Genomic DNA, 16,396 nt, shown 5'->3' with positions numbered 1-16,396 from the left:
TAATTTCTCCGCATTTCAATCCAATGCCTGAAGACTCAAACCTGCCCGCGGCCTAACCCGCATTGCGATCCAACCATTGCCCGGCCAGGGCTCGGGCCTTGGTGTCGGCCTCGAACACCGCCTCCAGGTCATTCACCGCCACCACAGGCTCAAGCGCCAGGACGTCCTCGATGATACTCGCGATCTGCGGAAAGCGGATGCGCCGTTCAAGAAACGCCGCCACGGCCACCTCATTGGCCGCGTTAAGCATCGCCGGGGCACTGTTGCCCGCCTCGGCCGCTTGTCGCGCCAGGCGCAAACACGGGAACCGCTGCTCGTCCGGGGCTTCGAAGTCCAGGCGCGCGATTGCAAACAGGTCCAACGGTGCTACGCCGGAATCAATGCGCTCCGGCCACGCCAAGGCGTTGGCGATCGGTGTGCGCATGTCCGGGTTACCCAACTGCGCCAACACCGAGCCATCCACGTAATCGACCAGGGAATGGATCACACTTTGCGGGTGAATGACCACCTCAACCTGGTCAGGCCGCGCATCGAACAACCAGCATGCCTCGATCAACTCCAGGCCCTTGTTCATCATGCTCGCCGAATCAACCGAGATTTTGCGCCCCATGGACCAGTTCGGGTGGGCGCATGCCTGATCGGGGGACACATTGTCCAGCTCGGCCGACGGAGTCTGGCGGAATGGGCCGCCGGAGGCCGTCAGCAGAATCCGGCGCACGCCGACCTGGCTCAAGCCGCGGGCAAAATCACCGGGCATGCACTGGAAGATGGCGTTGTGCTCGCTGTCCAGAGGCAGCAACACCGCGCCGCTCTTGCGCACCGCTTGCATAAAGAGTGCGCCGGACATGACCAAGGCTTCTTTATTGGCCAGCAGGATTTTCTTGCCAGCATCGACCGCCGCCAGGGTCGGGCGCAAACCCGCCGCACCGACAATCGCCGCCACTACGGTATCCACATCCGCATCGGCCGAGACCTGGCACAACCCCGCCTCGCCCACCAACACCTGAGTGGCCAACCCGGCAGCCCGCAGATCATCCTGCAGACTGCGAGCCGCAGCCGCCTCAGGCACCACGGCAAAGCGCGGCGAGTGACGCACACACAAGGCCAGCAACTCGCGCAAACGCGTGAAGCCGGTCAGGGCGAAAACCTGATAGCGATCGGGGTGACGCGCAATGACGTCCAAGGTACTGAGCCCGACCGAGCCGGTCGCGCCCAGCACCGTAACCTGCTGCAGGCGGCTCACGAAGCGATCATCCACAACAGCACAGCAAAGATCGGCAACGCAGCGGTGAGGCTGTCGATACGGTCAAGCACACCGCCATGGCCTGGCAGCAGGTTACTGCTGTCCTTGATGCCCGCCTGGCGCTTGAACATGCTTTCGGTCAGGTCGCCCACCACCGAGATGAACACGACGATAGCCGTACCCAGCAAGGCCAGGAGCACTTCCTTTACCGACCAGTCGCGCACCACACCGACCACCAACGTGATCAGCAGCGTCAAGGCCAGGCCGCCGTATACGCCTTCCCAGCTCTTGCCGGGGCTTACGGCCGGGGCCAGCTTGCGCTTGCCAAAGGCTCGACCCGAGAAGTAGGCGCCAATATCAGCCCCCCACACCAACACCATCACCGCCAGGATCAATTCGTTGCCCAGCGGGTAACGCTTGATCTCCACCAGCCCTTGCCAGGCCGGCAACAGGATCGCCAGGCCAATCACCAGCTTGCAGGCCACGCTGGACCATTGGCCACTGGTGCGCGGATAGGTGAGCACCAGGAATGTCGCCAACGCCCACCACAACACTGCCGCACCCAGTACCCAAGGCGCGATATCCGGCAGGATGTACATGAAGAACAACAACAGCGCGACCACGGCGGCGTAGGCCACGCGCGGCACCTGGTTGACGAAGCCTGCCAGGCGCGCCCATTCCCACGCACCAAGAGTCACGACCAGGCCGATGAACAGCGCAAAGCCGGAACCGTCGAGCAGGAAAAAACCGCACAAGGCAATCGGCAGCAGGATCAGCGCCGTGATGATTCGTTGTTTAAGCATTTAAACCCGGGCTCCAGCTTCGATCTGCTCGCTCGTTTTACCGAAGCGACGCTGACGGGAAGCGAAATCGGCCAGCGCATTACGCATGGCATCGTGTTTGAAGTCCGGCCAGAACAGGTCGGAGAAATACAGCTCGGTGTAGGCCAACTGCCACAGCAAGAAGTTGCTGATGCGATGCTCGCCACCGGTACGAATGCACAAGTCGGGCAACGGCAGGTCGCCGGTCACCAGGCAGGTTTGCAACAGTTCGGGCGTGATGTCATCCGGGCGCAAGTGGCCGGCCTGCACTTCGCGGGCCAGCCGCTGCGCAGCCTGGGCGATATCCCACTGGCCACCGTAGTTGGCTGCGATCTGCAACACAAAACGGTTACTGCCGGCAGTGATGGCCTCGGCTTCGCGCATGGCCGTTTGCAGCTCCGGATGGAACCGCGAGCGATCACCAATGATGCGCAGACTGATGTTATTGTCGTTGAGGCGCTTGGCCTCACGACGCAATGCCTTGAAGAACAGGTCCATCAAGGCACTGACTTCATCGGCGGGCCGCTGCCAGTTCTCACTGGAGAACGCGAACAAGGTCAGCACTTCGACCTTGGCCTCGGCGCACACCTCAATCACCGCCCTTACCGCGTCAACACCCGCTTTATGCCCGGCAACACCCGGCATAAAGCGTTTTTTCGCCCAGCGATTATTCCCGTCCATGATGATCGCGACATGGCGCGGCACCACGGAGGGCACAGTCTGCTTGGTCTTTTCCATGAAGGCGTCCTGACCCCTTATACGGCCATCAGGTCCTTTTCTTTTTCTTCGGTCGCCTTGGTGATCTGGGCTTCGGCGTCCTTGGTCAGCTTGTCGATATCCGCGACGGCACGGCGCTCTTCGTCTTCGCTGATTTCCTTGTCCTTGACCAGTTTCTTCAGGTCGCCCAGCGCATCGCGGCGGATGTTACGCACGGCAACGCGCGCATCTTCAGCGGCACTGCGCGCCTGCTTGGTGAAGCCCTTACGGGTTTCTTCGGTCAGGGCTGGCATGGAGATCAGCAGCAACTCACCCAGGTTGGTCGGGTTGAGGTTCAGGCCGGCGCTCTGGATAGCTTTGTCGACGGCAGCGAGCATGTTGCGCTCAAAAGCCACAACTTGCAGGGTACGCGAATCCTTCACGGTCACGTTGGCCACACCGCTCAGCGGGGTGTCGGAACCGTAGTAAGGCACCATCACGCTGCCCAGGATGCTTGGGTGCGCCTTGCCAGTACGGATCTGGCCAAAGGCGTGGCTCAAGGATTCCAGGGATTTCTGCATACGCGCCTGGGCGTCTTTCTTGATTTCGTTGATCATTGTTGGCCTTCCTCGATCAGAGTCCCTTCTGCGCCGCCGTGTACGATATTCAGCAGGGCGCCGGGCTTGTTCATGTTAAATACGCGCAGCGGCATCTTGTGGTCGCGGCACAGGCAGATAGCGGTCAGGTCCATGACACCCAGCTTGCGATCCAGTACTTCATCGTAGGTCAGATGATCGAACTTCTCGGCATGCGGGTCTTTGAATGGGTCTGCAGTGTATACGCCATCCACCTTGGTCGCCTTCAACACCACGTCGGCATCGATTTCGATGGCACGCAGGCATGCGGCCGAGTCGGTGGTGAAGAACGGGTTACCGGTGCCGGCGGCAAAGATCACCACTTCCTTGGCGTTCAGGTGGCGCATGGCTTTGCGGCGATCATAGTGATCGGTCACGCCAACCATGGAAATAGCCGACATCACGATGGCCGAGATGTTGGCGCGCTCCAGGGCGTCGCGCATGGCCAGGGCGTTCATCACAGTGGCCAGCATGCCCATGTGGTCGCCGGTAACCCGGTCCATACCGGCAGCACTCAGTGCCGCACCGCGGAACAGGTTGCCACCACCAATTACCAGGCCGACCTGCACGCCGATACCGACCAATTGGCCGACTTCCAGCGCCATGCGGTCAAGCACCTTGGGGTCGATCCCGAACTCTTCCGAGCCCATCAGGGCCTCGCCGCTGAGCTTGAGTAGAATGCGTTTATAGCGAGCCTGATAACCACTGCCCTGCTGAGCCATTGCGAATCTCTCCTGCGGCGTATTTTTTAAAAAATTCTTGGCGAGCCGTTTACGGCTTGCGTTCACTCTAGCTGGACGCTGTCACAGCGCCATCGGAACACGGCTTTGTAAGCCAGTTCCGAGAGGAAACCAAATAAAATTGGCCTTCCCATTTGAAAAGAGGCTGCGCGCGTGAGCGGGCAGCCTCTTTCGGCGACAGTTTGGAACTGTCTTATTGCTTGGCGGCAGCCAGCTGGGCAGCAACTTCTTCAGCGAAGTTGTCGACCGGCTTCTCGATGCCTTCGCCTACTTTGAAGTAAGTGAAGGAAACGATTTCAGCACCGGCTTTCTTGGCCAGTTCGCCAACCTTGATTTCAGGGTTCTTGACGAACGCCTGCTCAACCAGGCTTGCTTCAGCCAGGAACTTGCTGATGCGGCCCTTGATCATGTTTTCAACGATGTTCTCTGGCTTGCCGGCGATCTTGTCGGCGTTGAGGCTCAGGAACACCGCTTTTTCACGTTCGATTGCGTCGGCAGACACTTCCGAAGGCAGCAGGAACTCAGGGTTGCTTGCAGCAACGTGCATTGCGATGTCTTTGGCCAGCTCAACGTCGCCGCCTTTGAGAACAACTGCAACACCGATCTTGTTGCCGTGCAGGTAACCACCAACCACATCACCTTCAACGCGAACCAGGCGACGGATGTTGACGTTTTCGCCAACCTTGCCGACCAGTACCAGGCGATCAGCTTCTTGAGCTTCGATCAGCGGAGCGGCGTCAGTCATTTTCTCGGCGAACGCTTTTTCAACGCTGGCAGCAACGAATGCCTTGAAGTCGTCCTGCAGAGCCAGAAAGTCGGTCTGGGAGTTCACTTCCAGCAGAACGGCGGATTTGCCGTCTTCTTTCAGTGCGATAGCGCCTTCAGCAGCCACGTTGCCTGCTTTCTTGGCAGCCTTGATGGCGCCGGAAGCACGCATGTCATCAATGGCTTTTTCGATGTCGCCGCCGGCCTTGGTCAAGGCCTTTTTGCAATCCATCATGCCTTCGCCGGTACGCTCACGCAGTTCTTTAACCAACGCTGCAGTAATCTCTGCCATTTCAAAATCCTCTTGGATAGGTTTTCAACCATTCCACCCGATCAAACGGGCGATCAATTCTTCCCGAATCTCCGTTGTAGGCCGCTGCACGTTACAAATGATGTAGCTGCGCTGCCGACAAATGGTTTTCGAGGTGGCAAAAAGGGGGCCAAGCCCCCTTTTTGCTTACTGAGTCAACGCCAGGGCGTCAATTACTCAGCGGCAGCTACCGGAGCTTCTTCAACGAACTGCTCGGTACCACCAGCAACGTGGTTGCGACCACGGATTACAGCGTCAGCCATCGAACCCATGTACAGCTGGATAGCGCGGATTGCGTCATCGTTGCCTGGGATGATGTAGTCAACGCCTTCCGGGCTGCTGTTGGTATCGACTACGCCGATAACCGGGATGCCCAGCTTGTTGGCTTCGGTGATCGCGATGCGCTCGTGATCAACGTCGATAACGAACAGTGCGTCAGGCAGACCGCCCATGTCCTTGATACCACCCAGGGAACGATCGAGCTTTTCCAGGTCACGGGAGCGCATCAGCGCTTCTTTCTTGGTCAGCTTGGCGAAAGTACCGTCTTCGGCTTGTACTTCAAGGTCACGCAGACGCTTGATGGAAGCACGGATGGTTTTGAAGTTGGTCAGCATGCCGCCCAACCAGCGGTGATCCACGTACGGCGAACCGCAACGTGCTGCTTCTTCAGCAACGATCTTGCCAGCGGAACGCTTGGTGCCGACGAACAGGATCTTGTTTTTGCCCTGGGCCAGACGCTCTACGAAAGTCAGCGCTTCGTTGAACATTGGCAGGGTTTTTTCAAGGTTGATAATGTGAATCTTGTTACGCGCGCCGAAAATGTACTTACCCATTTTCGGGTTCCAGTAACGGGTCTGGTGACCGAAGTGCACACCGGCCTTCAGCATATCGCGCATGTTGACTTGGGACATGATAGTTCCTTAATAAGTCGGGTTTGGCCTCCACGTATCCCAATGACCAACCAGCGGCATCAAGGCCTCCGGCACCCAGGTCATCGTGTCGACACGTGTGTGGATTTAAGCTTTGCGGGGTATCCCCGGAAAGCGGCGCATTTTATACCACAGCATCGGCAAAAACGAAACCCGCAATCACACTTGCCGGTCGTCGTCTTTGCGTAAGCCCTTGAATACAGCCAACATGCCTCTACCTCATAGAGAGAAGCGATCACCAGACGCGCATGATTTGCCAGCATCGTCTGTTAGAATCGCGTTTTTTGGGACTTGCGCGAATGCTGTACCCCTTTGTCGCGCTCCCCGTGAACCGTATTGATTTCAGCGCGTCGCGCTAGAGAGAGCCTGTATGACCGTTACCTTGAAAACCGCCGAAGACATCGCAGGCATGCGCGTTGCCGGCAAACTGGCTGCCGACGTGCTGGAAATGATCGCCGAACACGTCAAGCCCGGCGTCACCACCGAAGCGCTGGACCGCATTTGCCACGACTATATAGTCGACGTGCAAAAAGCCATCCCTGCCCCGCTGAATTACAAAGGCTTCCCCAAGTCGATCTGCACCTCGATCAACCACGTGGTCTGCCACGGCATTCCCGGTGACAAGCCACTGAAAGACGGCGACACCCTGAACATCGACGTCACGGTGATCAAGGATGGTTACCACGGCGACACCAGCCGCATGTTCCACGTCGGTAATGTGCCGGTATGGGCCGAGCGTCTGTCCCAGGTCACCCAGGAATGCATGTACAAGGCCATCGAGATCGTCAAGCCCGGCTGCCGCCTGGGTGACATCGGTGAAGTGATCCAGAAGCACGCGGAAAAGAACGGCTTCTCGGTGGTGCGCGAGTTCTGCGGCCACGGTATAGGCAAGGTGTTCCACGAAGAGCCGCAGATTCTGCACTACGGCCGCGCCGGCACCGGCATGGAACTCAAGGCCGGCATGACCTTCACCATCGAACCGATGATCAACCAGGGCAAGGCCGACACCAAGGTGCTGGGCGACGGCTGGACCGCCATCACCAAGGACCGCAAGCTCTCGGCCCAGTGGGAGCACACCCTGCTGGTCACCGACACCGGCTACGAGATCTTCACCCTGCGCGCTGACGACACCATCCCACGCGTTTCTGCCTGAAGGTCGCCCAGGTTTTCCCGCAACGTGTTGTGACTGACTGATAGATATAAAGGAAAGCCGAACGATGCCCCAGGTGGATCCCGAACTCTTCGACCGTGGCCAATTCCAGGCCGAGCTGGCACTGAAGGCAAGCCCCATCGCCGCCTTCAAGAAGGCTATCCGCCAAGCCCGCGAGGTGCTCGATGCGCGCTTTCGCAGCGGCCGGGATATTCGCCGCCTGATCGAAGACCGCGCCTGGTTCGTCGATAACATCCTGCAAAAGGCCTGGGAGCAGTTCAATTGGAGTTTCGACGCCGATATCGCCCTGGTGGCGGTCGGCGGCTACGGTCGCGGCGAACTGCACCCCTACTCCGACATTGATCTGCTGATCCTGCTGGACCAGGCCGATCACGAGACCTTTCGCGATTCCATCGAGCGCTTTCTGACGTTGCTGTGGGACATCGGCCTGGAAGTCGGCCAGAGCGTACGCTCGGTGGACGAATGCGCCGAAGAAGCCCGTGCCGACCTGACGGTGGTCACCAACCTGATGGAAAGCCGCACCATCTGCGGCCCCGAGCGCCTGCGCCAGCGCATGCTCGAAGTCACCAGTACCGCACACATGTGGCCAAGCAAAGACTTTTTCCTGGCCAAGCGCGCCGAGCAAAAAGCCCGGCACCACAAGTACAACGACACCGAATACAACCTGGAACCCAACGTCAAAGGCTCACCCGGTGGGCTGCGGGATATCCAGACAATCTTGTGGGTGGCGCGCCGTCAATACGGCACGCTGAACCTGCGCGCCCTGGCCGGCGAAGGCTTTCTGGTGGAGAGCGAAAATTCCCTGCTGGCCTCGTCCCAGGAATTCCTGTGGAAGGTGCGCTACGCCCTGCACATGCTGGCCGGTCGTTCCGAAGACCGCCTGCTCTTCGATCACCAGCGCTCTATCGCTACCCTTCTGGGCTTTGAAGGCGAAGACGCGAAGACCAGCATCGAAAGCTTCATGCAGCAGTACTACCGGGTAGTCATGAGCATTGCCCAGCTCAGCGATTTGATCATCCAGCACTTCGAAGAAGTGATCCTGGCCCCCGAAGACGAAGCGCCACCGCAGCCGATCAATGCGCGTTTCCAGTTGCACGACGGCTATATCGAAGCGCGCAACGACAACGTGTTCCGCCGCACGCCGTTCGCCATGCTGGAAATCTTCGTGCTGATGGCCCAGCAGCCGGAGATCAAAGGCGTGCGCGCCGATACTATCCGCCTGTTGCGGGAAAACCGTCACCTGATCGACGATGACTTTCGCAACGACATTCGCAATACCAGCCTGTTTATCGAGCTGTTCAAGTGCCGCATCGGCATCCACCGCAACCTGCGGCGCATGAACCGTTACGGCATTCTCGGGCGCTACCTGCCGGAGTTCGGTTTTATCGTCGGGCAGATGCAGCACGACCTGTTCCACATCTACACCGTCGATGCCCACACCCTGAACCTGATCAAGCACCTGCGTAAGTTGCAGTACACCCAGGTGTCAGAGAAATTCCCGCTGGCCAGTAAGCTGATGGCCAAGCTGCCCAAGCCCGAGCTGATTTACCTGGCCGGCCTGTACCACGACATCGGCAAGGGCCGGCATGGCGACCACTCGGAGATCGGCGCGGTGGATGCCGAAGCCTTCTGCCAGCGCCACCAGTTGCCGTTGTGGGACAGCCGCCTGATTGTCTGGCTGGTGCAGAACCACCTGGTGATGTCGACCACAGCCCAGCGCAAAGACTTGTCCGACCCGCAGGTGATTCACGACTTTGCCGGCATCGTCGGCGATGAGACCCGTCTGGATTACCTGTACGTGCTGACCGTTTCCGACATCAACGCCACCAACCCGACGCTGTGGAATTCCTGGCGCGCCAGCCTGTTGCGCCAGCTGTACACCGAGACCAAGCGCGCCCTGCGCCGTGGCCTGGAGAACCCGGTGGACCGCGAAGAGCAGATCCGCCGCACCCAAAGCGCAGCCCTGGATATCCTGGTGCGCGGCGGTAACGACCCGGACGACGTCGAGCAACTTTGGTCGCAACTGGGTGACGATTACTTCCTGCGCCACACCGCCGGCGACGTAGCCTGGCACAGTGACGCGATCCTGCAGCAGCCCGCCGATGGCGGCCCACTGGTCTTGATCAAGGAAACCACCCAGCGCGAATTCGAAGGCGGCACGCAGATCTTCATCTACGCGCCCGACCAGCACGACTTCTTCGCCGTGACCGTGGCGGCCATGGACCAGCTCAACCTGAACATCCATGACGCCCGGGTCATCACCTCCAGCAGCCAGTTCACCCTCGACACCTACATTGTGCTCGACGCCGACGGCGACTCGATTGGCGATAACCCGGCGCGCGTGAAAAAGATCCGCGAGGGCCTCACCGAAGCCCTGCGCAACCCAGACGACTACCCCACCATCATCCAGCGCCGGGTGCCGCGCCAGCTCAAGCATTTTGCCTTTGCGCCCCAGGTGACCATTTCCAACGACGCACAGCGACCGGTAACGGTGCTGGAGCTCAGCGCACCGGATCGCCCGGGCCTGCTGGCACGCATCGGCGGGATTTTCCTGGAGTTCGACCTGTCGTTGCAGAACGCCAAGATTGCGACCCTGGGCGAGCGCGTGGAAGACGTGTTCTTTATCACCGACGCCGACAACCAGCCGCTGTCCGACCCGGAGCTGTGCCTGCGTTTACAGGCGGCAATCGTGGAGCAGTTGAGCGTGACCCAGGAACCCGGCGTAGAGCTGACCCGACTGACCATTTGAATGTTTAACTTTGTGAACACGCGCCCTGTGGGAGCTGGCTTGCCTGCGATGCAGACACCTCGGTCCGTCAGGTTAACCGCAGTGATGCCATCGCAGGCAAGCCAGCTCCCACAGAGGCCGTGCTCACCGTGATAGAGGCTTATATGAACAACGCCCTTAACCAGTTGCAGCCCTACCCCTTCGAGAAACTGCGCGCCCTGCTCGGCAGCGTGACGCCGAACCCGGACAAACGCCCGATCGCCCTGTCCATCGGCGAGCCCAAGCACAAATCACCGGCCTTTGTTGCCGAGGCCTTGAGCAATAACCTCGACCAAATGGCGGTGTACCCCACTACCTTGGGCATTCCAGCACTGCGCGAAGCCATCGGCGCCTGGTGCGAACGCCGCTTCAATGTGCCCAAGGGCTGGCTGGACCCGGCGCGCAACATCCTGCCGGTCAACGGTACGCGCGAGGCGCTGTTTGCCTTCACCCAGACCGTGGTCAACCGTGGCGATGACGCGCTGGTGGTGAGCCCCAACCCGTTCTACCAGATCTACGAAGGCGCCGCGTTCCTGGCGGGTGCCAAGCCGCACTACCTGCCATGCCTGGATAGCAATGGCTTCAACCCGGACTTCGATGCTGTCTCCCCGGATATCTGGAAACGTTGCCAGATCCTGTTCCTGTGCTCCCCCGGCAACCCGACCGGCGCACTGATCCCGGTGGACACCCTGAAAAAACTCATCGCCCTGGCCGATGAATACGACTTCGTCATCGCCGCCGACGAGTGCTACAGCGAGCTGTACTTCGACGAGCAAACCCCGCCACCAGGCCTGCTCAGCGCCTGCGTCGAGCTGGGCCGCCAGGACTTCAAGCGTTGCGTGGTGTTCCACAGCCTGTCCAAGCGCTCCAACCTGCCAGGCCTGCGCTCAGGCTTTGTGGCCGGCGACGCCGAGATCCTCAAGGCCTTTTTGCTGTACCGCACCTACCACGGCTGCGCGATGCCCGGGCAAACCCAGCTGGCCAGCATCGCCGCCTGGCAGGACGAGGCCCACGTACTGGCCAACCGCGACCTGTACCGCGAAAAGTTCGACGCCGTACTGGCGATCCTCAAGCCGGTGCTGGACGTGCAAAGCCCGGACGGCGGCTTTTACCTGTGGCCGAATGTACAAGGTGACGACGCTGCTTTTTGCCGGGATTTGTTCGTGGAAGAACATGTGACGGTGGTGCCGGGCTCTTACCTGTCGCGGGAAGTGGACGGTTTCAACCCTGGCGCGGGGCGTGTGCGCCTGGCGTTGGTGGCACCGCTGGCAGAGTGCGTGGAAGCGGCTGAGCGGATTCGCGACTTTATTCAGCGTCGCCGTTAAGGGCTTATGGGTCACTTCATGTGACCCAAATTCGCCTCGCTCATATCCAACTCCGCCAACACCTCCCTCAACACGTCGTCACCGATCTGGTGATGACGGCTCAAGCTGTACAACTCCAACCGCTGCGCACGCAGGGCCTTGAGTCGCAACTTGCGCTCCAACTGGTCCATCTGCAGCGCCAGCGCCTGGGCTTCGGCCGAGTCATTGAACACGTCCAACTGGTGACGATATTCCGCCATCAGCCGCGCCTTGAGCTCGGTGGCCAGTGCCGCTTGAGCGGCATCCGGGGTTTCGGCTTCGGCGGGCTCCTGGGCCTCCAACGCATGGATCGCCGCTACGGCGGTCTTTTTCCAGGCCTCGCGCACTTCGTTGTGGCGTTTTTCATCCGGGCCTTTTTCGACGCCACGCAGCAGTAACGGCAGCGCGATGCAGGCCGCGACCAGCGACAGCAGGATCACCCCGGCAGCGATAAAGATCAGCAGGTCACGCTCGGGAAAATCCTGGCCCGGCGCCAGCAGCAAGGGCACCGACATGACGCCCGCCAACGTCACCGCACCGCGCACACCGCCGACGGTCAACAACCAGCAGGAGCGGGCCGTCGGCACCAGGGTCAATGCGCTTTTGCCTCGCAGACGGCGCAGCAACCCCGACAGCCGCCAGATGCTTTGCACCCAGATAAAGCGCAATACCACCAGCACCAGGAAGATCGCCACCACATCCAGGCAGCGATACATCAAGGTGGGCCACAACGTGGCTTCATGGCTGACCACGGCCTTGATGATGTCTGGCAGTTGCAGGCCGAGCAGCAGGAAGATCAAGCCGTTGAAGGCAAACTCCAGTAACGACCATACGCTGCGGTTGAGCAAGCGCGTGCTGGTCTGGCGCGGCAGCAAGTCGAGCCAGCTTTGCATCATGCCCGCCGCCACCGCCGAGAGGATGCCGGACGCGCCCAGGCGCTCAGCCAGTACGTACGCAGCAAAAGGCAGCAACAACATGAACACCACATGGGTCGCCGGGTCATCCCAGCCGCGCGCGATCATCCAGGCGCGCAGGCGGCCGACCAGCCAGCTCAACGCCACGCCGATCGCTAGCCCGCCCACCGCCACCAGTACAAATGTCAGGCTGGCATCTGCCAGGGAAAACACCCCGGTCAACGCCGCGGCCAGGGCAAATTTGAACGTCACCAGGCCCGACGCGTCATTCATCAAGGCTTCGCCTTGGAGCATGTGCATCAGCGGCTTGGGCAAGCGGTTCTGGGAAATGGCCGACACCGCCACGGCGTCCGTCGGGGATAAAACCGCCGCCAGGGCGAAGGCCACCGGCAACGGGATGGTTGGCAATAACCAATGAATGAAATAGCCGGCGCCCACCACGGTAAACAGTACCAGCCCCACCGCCAACGTCAGGATCGGGCCACGCAGGCGCCACAACTCGCGCTTGGGCATGCGCCAACCATCGGAAAACAGCAGCGGTGGCAGGAACAGAAACAGGAACAGCTCCGGGTCCAGCGCCACATGCAACCCCAACGTGGGCCAGGCCAGCAAGGCGCCGGCGGCGATCTGCACCAGCGGCAACGGCAGTGGGATGATGCGCCCGACCAGGCGCGAAAAGCTGACCAGCATCAGCAGGATAAGAACGGTGTAGGCGGTTTGCATAACGTGGGTTTCCCGGACAATCGACTCGCAACGACACATCAGGCAACAACTGGCCGTTGAAGTGCCATATTACCTGGCTATGTTACTCGCCTAGGCTGCGCACCGGCTTTTGCACAAAAGTCGCACGCTGTTGACGAGCGGCGCCGAAACCCGCCGGTCGTGGCATAATCCGCGATCTTTCATTTTTCATGCGTCCAAAGGGGGGCAATTCCTTGACTGCTTCAAGCAAAACCTTGCACCTTTTCGGCATTAAAGCCTGCGACACCATGAAAAAGGCGCGCACCTGGCTCGATGAGCACGGGGTGGGCTATGAGTTCCATGACTACAAAACGGCCGGTATTGACCGCGAACACTTGACCCAATGGTGCAACGAGCACGGTTGGCAGGTGGTTTTGAACCGTGCGGGCACCACCTTTCGCAAACTCGAAGACGAACGCAAAGCCGATCTCGATCAGTCGAAAGCCATTGAATTGATGCTCGCACAACCCTCGATGATCAAGCGCCCGGTGCTCGATCTCGGTGACAGAACCCTGATTGGCTTCAAGCCAGATAGTTATTCGGCGGCCCTCAAGTAGGCCAGCCTTCCATTTTTGTAGAGGTAACAGCATGTCCAATTCCCTGTTCAGCCTGGGCTTCGGCGTCGGCACTCAGAACCGCCAAGGTGCTTGGCTGGAAGTGTTTTACGCACAACCCTTGCTCAACCCGCCGGCTGAAATCGTTGCCGCCATCGCACCGATCCTCGGTTACACCGAAGGCAACCAGGCGATCACCTTCACCGTGAGCCAGGCCCTGCAACTGGCCGACGCGCTCAAAGGCGTCGATTCTGCCCAGGCCGCCCTGCTCAGCCGTCTGGCTGAAAGCCACACGCCGCTGGTCGCGACCCTGCTGGCCGAAGACGCCGCACTGACGTCCACGCCTGAGGCCTACCTCAAGCTGCACCTGCTGTCCCATCGCCTGGTCAAGCCCCACGGCCTGAGCCTGGCCGGTGTGTTCCCGCAGTTGCCGAACGTGGCCTGGACCAGCCAGGGCGCCATCGACATCAACGAGCTGGCCGAGCGCCAACTGGAAGCGCGCCTGCGTGGCGACCTGCTGGAAGTGTTCTCGGTGGACAAGTTCCCGAAAATGACCGACTACGTCGTACCGGCTGGCGTGCGTATCGCTGACGCGGCACGTATCCGCCTGGGCGCGTACGTGGGCGAAGGCACCACCGTGATGCACGAAGGTTTCGTCAACTTCAACGCCGGCACCGAAGGCCCGGGCATGATCGAAGGCCGCGTATCGGCGGGCGTATTCGTCGGCAAGGGCTCGGACCTGGGCGGCGGTTGCTCCACCATGGGCACCCTGTCGGGCGGCGGCAATATCGTGATCAAGGTGGGCGAAGGCTGCCTGATCGGCGCCAACGCCGGTACCGGTATCCCATTGGGCGACCGCAACACCGTGGAGTCGGGCCTGTACATCACCGCCGGCACCAAGGTTGCCCTGCTCGATGAGCAGAACCAACTGGTCAAGGTGGTCAAGGCACGCGAGTTGGCTGGCCAGCCAGACCTGCTGTTCCGTCGTAACTCCGTAACCGGTGCCGTGGAGTGCAAAACCCACAAATCGGCCATCGAACTGAACGAAGCGCTGCACGCTCACAACTAAGCAGCCACTCGATGCCACTAGCGGGCCGCACCTTCGGGGGCGGCGCGCTTATACGAGTCTTGATCACCATGCTTGTGCCCTCCCCCTGGCGCGCCGACTTCCCGGCCATCGCCACCCTGCAACGGCAAGACCAGACCTATCTGGACAGCGCCGCCACCACGCAAAAACCCCAAGCCCTGCTGGATGCCATCAGTCATTACTACACCAATGGCGCAGCGAATGTGCACCGTGCCCAGCATTTGCCCGGGGCCCATGCGACCCAGGCCTTTGAAGACAGCCGCAGCAAGGTCGCGCAGTGGTTGAACGCAGGTGACAGCGGGCAGGTTGTGTTCACCCACGGCGCAACCTCTGCGCTGAACCTCCTGGCCTATGGCCTGGAGCACTTATTCAATGCGGGCGATGAGATTGCCCTCAGCGCCCTGGAACACCACGCCAACCTGCTGCCCTGGCAGCAATTGGCCAAACGCCGCGCGCTCACGCTGGTGGTCTTGCCTCTGGACGATGACGGCGTGATCGACCTGGACGCCGCCGCCAGCTTGATTGGCCCACGCACACGCCTGCTGGCGGTGAGCCAGTTGTCCAACGTGCTCGGTGCCTGGCAGCCGCTGGCAGCCTTACTGACGATGGCCCAGGCACACGGCGCCCTCACGGTGGTGGACGGCGCCCAAGGCATCGTCCATGGTCGCCACGACGTGCAGGCCCTGGGCTGCGACTTTTACGTGTTTTCAAGCCACAAACTCTACGGCCCGGACGGCGTGGGCGTGCTGTATGGCCGTAATGAAGCGCTGCATCACCTGCGCCACTGGCAGTTCGGCGGCGAGATGGTGCAACAGGCCGACTACCACAGCGCCAGCTTTCGCCCCGCGCCGCTGGGCTTTGAAGCCGGCACCCCACCGATCGCCAGCGTGATCGGCCTGGGCGCGAGCCTGGATTACCTGAGCTCGCTGGATGCTTCGGCAGTAATCGCCCACGAAGCCGCCCTGCATGACTACCTGCTGCGTGGGCTTAAGGCACGCAATGGCGTGCGCGTGCTGGGCTCCCCGCAGGTGGCGCTAGTGAGTTTTGTGGTGGAGGGCGTGCACAACGCCGACCTCGCCCACTTGCTGACCGAGCAAGGCATTGCCGTGCGTGCCGGTCATCACTGCGCGATGCCGCTATTGAAGGCGATGAATCTGTCAGGTGCAATCCGCGTTTCCCTGGCGCTCTACAATGATTCGGACGATCTGGAGCGCTTTTTTGAAGCGCTGGACCAGGCACTGGACATGCTGCGATGAGCTTGCCGCTGGAGGCACACGCCGCGCTAGAAGCCTTCCAGGCCGTGGGCAGCTGGGAGCAGCGCGCACGGATGCTGATGCAATGGGGTGGACGCTTGCCCGCCCTGGCTGATGACGAAAAGGTCGACGCTAACCTGGTGCAAGGTTGCGAGAGCCTGGTGTGGCTGGTGGGGCGTTTGCAGGACGGCCATTGGCAGTTTGCTGCGAGCAGCGAGGCGCGGATGATTCGTGGGTTGGTGGCGTTATTGCTGGCGCGGGTCAATGGGTTGTCGGCTGATGAGTTGCACGCGGTTGACCTGCCTGACTGGTTTAATCAATTGGGCTTGTCGCGCCAGTTATCGCCGTCGCGCAGCAATGGTTTGAATGCCGTATTGCAACGCATGCGAGACCTGACGCGTACATAGAAATAATGTGGAAGCTGGCT

The 16,396-nt window shown here is 60.6% G+C and carries 15 protein-coding genes; 7 read left to right on the top strand and 8 right to left on the bottom strand.

Annotation, left to right across the window (positions count from 1 at the left end):
* Window positions 1-52 precede the first annotated feature (52 nt).
* The 7 genes from ispC to rpsB form a co-directional block, all read right to left on the bottom strand.
* Complete coding sequence (ispC, locus tag HU731_RS22350; RefSeq protein ID WP_186605528.1) at window positions 53-1,243, bottom strand: 1-deoxy-D-xylulose-5-phosphate reductoisomerase; 1,191 nt, start codon at window positions 1,241-1,243, stop codon at window positions 53-55.
* The gene (locus HU731_RS22345; protein WP_078467933.1) at window positions 1,240-2,046 is read right to left on the bottom strand and encodes a phosphatidate cytidylyltransferase; all 807 of its coding nucleotides are present in this window, start codon (window positions 2,044-2,046) and stop codon (window positions 1,240-1,242) included. Before HU731_RS22345 ends, ispC begins: the two co-directional genes overlap by 4 nt.
* Window positions 2,047-2,802 carry a polyprenyl diphosphate synthase gene (gene uppS / locus HU731_RS22340; protein WP_003189167.1) on the bottom strand — a complete coding sequence of 252 codons (756 nt, stop codon included), beginning with the start codon at window positions 2,800-2,802 and terminating at the stop codon, window positions 2,047-2,049.
* A 17-nt stretch (window positions 2,803-2,819) separates the two neighbouring features.
* Window positions 2,820-3,377 carry a ribosome recycling factor gene (gene frr, locus HU731_RS22335; RefSeq protein ID WP_003189163.1) on the bottom strand — a complete coding sequence of 186 codons (558 nt, stop codon included), beginning with the start codon at window positions 3,375-3,377 and terminating at the stop codon, window positions 2,820-2,822.
* Complete coding sequence (gene pyrH / locus HU731_RS22330) at window positions 3,374-4,117, bottom strand: UMP kinase (protein WP_003172271.1); 744 nt, start codon at window positions 4,115-4,117, stop codon at window positions 3,374-3,376. The genes frr and pyrH overlap by 4 nt, the downstream gene beginning before the upstream one ends.
* A 211-nt stretch (window positions 4,118-4,328) precedes the next feature.
* Window positions 4,329-5,192, bottom strand: a complete 864-nt coding sequence (gene tsf, locus HU731_RS22325; RefSeq protein ID WP_003189160.1) for a translation elongation factor Ts — start codon at window positions 5,190-5,192, stop codon at window positions 4,329-4,331.
* Between the two features lie 191 nt (window positions 5,193-5,383).
* Window positions 5,384-6,121 (bottom strand): 30S ribosomal protein S2, encoded by a 738-nt coding sequence (gene rpsB / locus HU731_RS22320; RefSeq protein ID WP_003189158.1) that lies wholly within the window; start codon window positions 6,119-6,121, stop codon window positions 5,384-5,386.
* A 388-nt stretch (window positions 6,122-6,509) separates the two neighbouring features.
* Between rpsB and map the strand changes: the two genes are divergently transcribed.
* The 3 genes from map to dapC all read left to right on the top strand — a co-directional run bounded on the left by map (window position 6,510) and on the right by dapC (window position 11,402).
* Window positions 6,510-7,292, top strand: coding sequence for a type I methionyl aminopeptidase (map, locus tag HU731_RS22315; protein ID WP_003189156.1), 783 nt, complete (start codon window positions 6,510-6,512; stop codon window positions 7,290-7,292).
* A gap of 64 nt (window positions 7,293-7,356) precedes the next feature.
* Window positions 7,357-10,059 (top strand): [protein-PII] uridylyltransferase, encoded by a 2,703-nt coding sequence (locus tag HU731_RS22310; protein ID WP_054917855.1) that lies wholly within the window; start codon window positions 7,357-7,359, stop codon window positions 10,057-10,059.
* Between the two features lie 143 nt (window positions 10,060-10,202).
* Window positions 10,203-11,402: a succinyldiaminopimelate transaminase gene (dapC, locus tag HU731_RS22305; RefSeq protein WP_186605527.1), complete on the top strand. Its 1,200-nt coding sequence runs from the start codon at window positions 10,203-10,205 to the stop codon at window positions 11,400-11,402.
* Between the two features lie 11 nt (window positions 11,403-11,413).
* Here the strand turns inward: dapC and HU731_RS22300 are convergent, their stop codons facing one another.
* Window positions 11,414-13,057: a Na+/H+ antiporter gene (locus HU731_RS22300; RefSeq protein WP_078467930.1), complete on the bottom strand. Its 1,644-nt coding sequence runs from the start codon at window positions 13,055-13,057 to the stop codon at window positions 11,414-11,416.
* Window positions 13,058-13,245: 188 nt separating this feature from the next.
* Between HU731_RS22300 and HU731_RS22295 the strand changes: the two genes are divergently transcribed.
* The 4 genes from HU731_RS22295 (at window position 13,246) to HU731_RS22280 (ending at window position 16,376) form a co-directional block, all read left to right on the top strand.
* Entirely contained in the window at window positions 13,246-13,632 is a 387-nt protein-coding gene (locus HU731_RS22295; RefSeq protein ID WP_186605525.1) for an ArsC family reductase, read from the top strand.
* Window positions 13,633-13,663: 31 nt separating this feature from the next.
* Window positions 13,664-14,698 carry a 2,3,4,5-tetrahydropyridine-2,6-dicarboxylate N-succinyltransferase gene (dapD, locus tag HU731_RS22290; RefSeq protein WP_186605523.1) on the top strand — a complete coding sequence of 345 codons (1,035 nt, stop codon included), beginning with the start codon at window positions 13,664-13,666 and terminating at the stop codon, window positions 14,696-14,698.
* A 68-nt stretch (window positions 14,699-14,766) separates the two neighbouring features.
* Window positions 14,767-15,972 carry an aminotransferase class V-fold PLP-dependent enzyme gene (locus HU731_RS22285; RefSeq protein ID WP_186605521.1) on the top strand — a complete coding sequence of 402 codons (1,206 nt, stop codon included), beginning with the start codon at window positions 14,767-14,769 and terminating at the stop codon, window positions 15,970-15,972.
* Window positions 15,969-16,376, top strand: a complete 408-nt coding sequence (locus HU731_RS22280; RefSeq protein WP_186605519.1) for a SufE family protein — start codon at window positions 15,969-15,971, stop codon at window positions 16,374-16,376. The genes HU731_RS22285 and HU731_RS22280 overlap by 4 nt, the downstream gene beginning before the upstream one ends.
* Window positions 16,377-16,396: the final 20 nt, after the last annotated feature.

The organism is Pseudomonas salmasensis (assembly GCF_014268375.2).
Taxonomy (GTDB): domain Bacteria; phylum Pseudomonadota; class Gammaproteobacteria; order Pseudomonadales; family Pseudomonadaceae; genus Aquipseudomonas; species Aquipseudomonas salmasensis.
This window is presented reverse-complemented; position numbering and strand designations above follow the sequence as displayed.

Coding starts and splice junctions, on each gene's coding strand:
- map (WP_003189156.1), top strand. CDS start 6,510: ATGACCGTTACCTTGAAAACCGCCGAAGACATCGCAGGCATGCGCGTT.
- rpsB (WP_003189158.1), bottom strand. CDS start 6,121: ATGTCCCAAGTCAACATGCGCGATATGCTGAAGGCCGGTGTGCACTTC.
- HU731_RS22300 (WP_078467930.1), bottom strand. CDS start 13,057: ATGCAAACCGCCTACACCGTTCTTATCCTGCTGATGCTGGTCAGCTTT.
- HU731_RS22280 (WP_186605519.1), top strand. CDS start 15,969: ATGAGCTTGCCGCTGGAGGCACACGCCGCGCTAGAAGCCTTCCAGGCC.
- dapD (WP_186605523.1), top strand. CDS start 13,664: ATGTCCAATTCCCTGTTCAGCCTGGGCTTCGGCGTCGGCACTCAGAAC.
- uppS (WP_003189167.1), bottom strand. CDS start 2,802: ATGGAAAAGACCAAGCAGACTGTGCCCTCCGTGGTGCCGCGCCATGTC.
- HU731_RS22295 (WP_186605525.1), top strand. CDS start 13,246: ATGCGTCCAAAGGGGGGCAATTCCTTGACTGCTTCAAGCAAAACCTTG.
- HU731_RS22285 (WP_186605521.1), top strand. CDS start 14,767: ATGCTTGTGCCCTCCCCCTGGCGCGCCGACTTCCCGGCCATCGCCACC.
- pyrH (WP_003172271.1), bottom strand. CDS start 4,117: ATGGCTCAGCAGGGCAGTGGTTATCAGGCTCGCTATAAACGCATTCTA.
- HU731_RS22345 (WP_078467933.1), bottom strand. CDS start 2,046: ATGCTTAAACAACGAATCATCACGGCGCTGATCCTGCTGCCGATTGCC.
- tsf (WP_003189160.1), bottom strand. CDS start 5,192: ATGGCAGAGATTACTGCAGCGTTGGTTAAAGAACTGCGTGAGCGTACC.
- HU731_RS22310 (WP_054917855.1), top strand. CDS start 7,357: ATGCCCCAGGTGGATCCCGAACTCTTCGACCGTGGCCAATTCCAGGCC.
- frr (WP_003189163.1), bottom strand. CDS start 3,377: ATGATCAACGAAATCAAGAAAGACGCCCAGGCGCGTATGCAGAAATCC.
- dapC (WP_186605527.1), top strand. CDS start 10,203: ATGAACAACGCCCTTAACCAGTTGCAGCCCTACCCCTTCGAGAAACTG.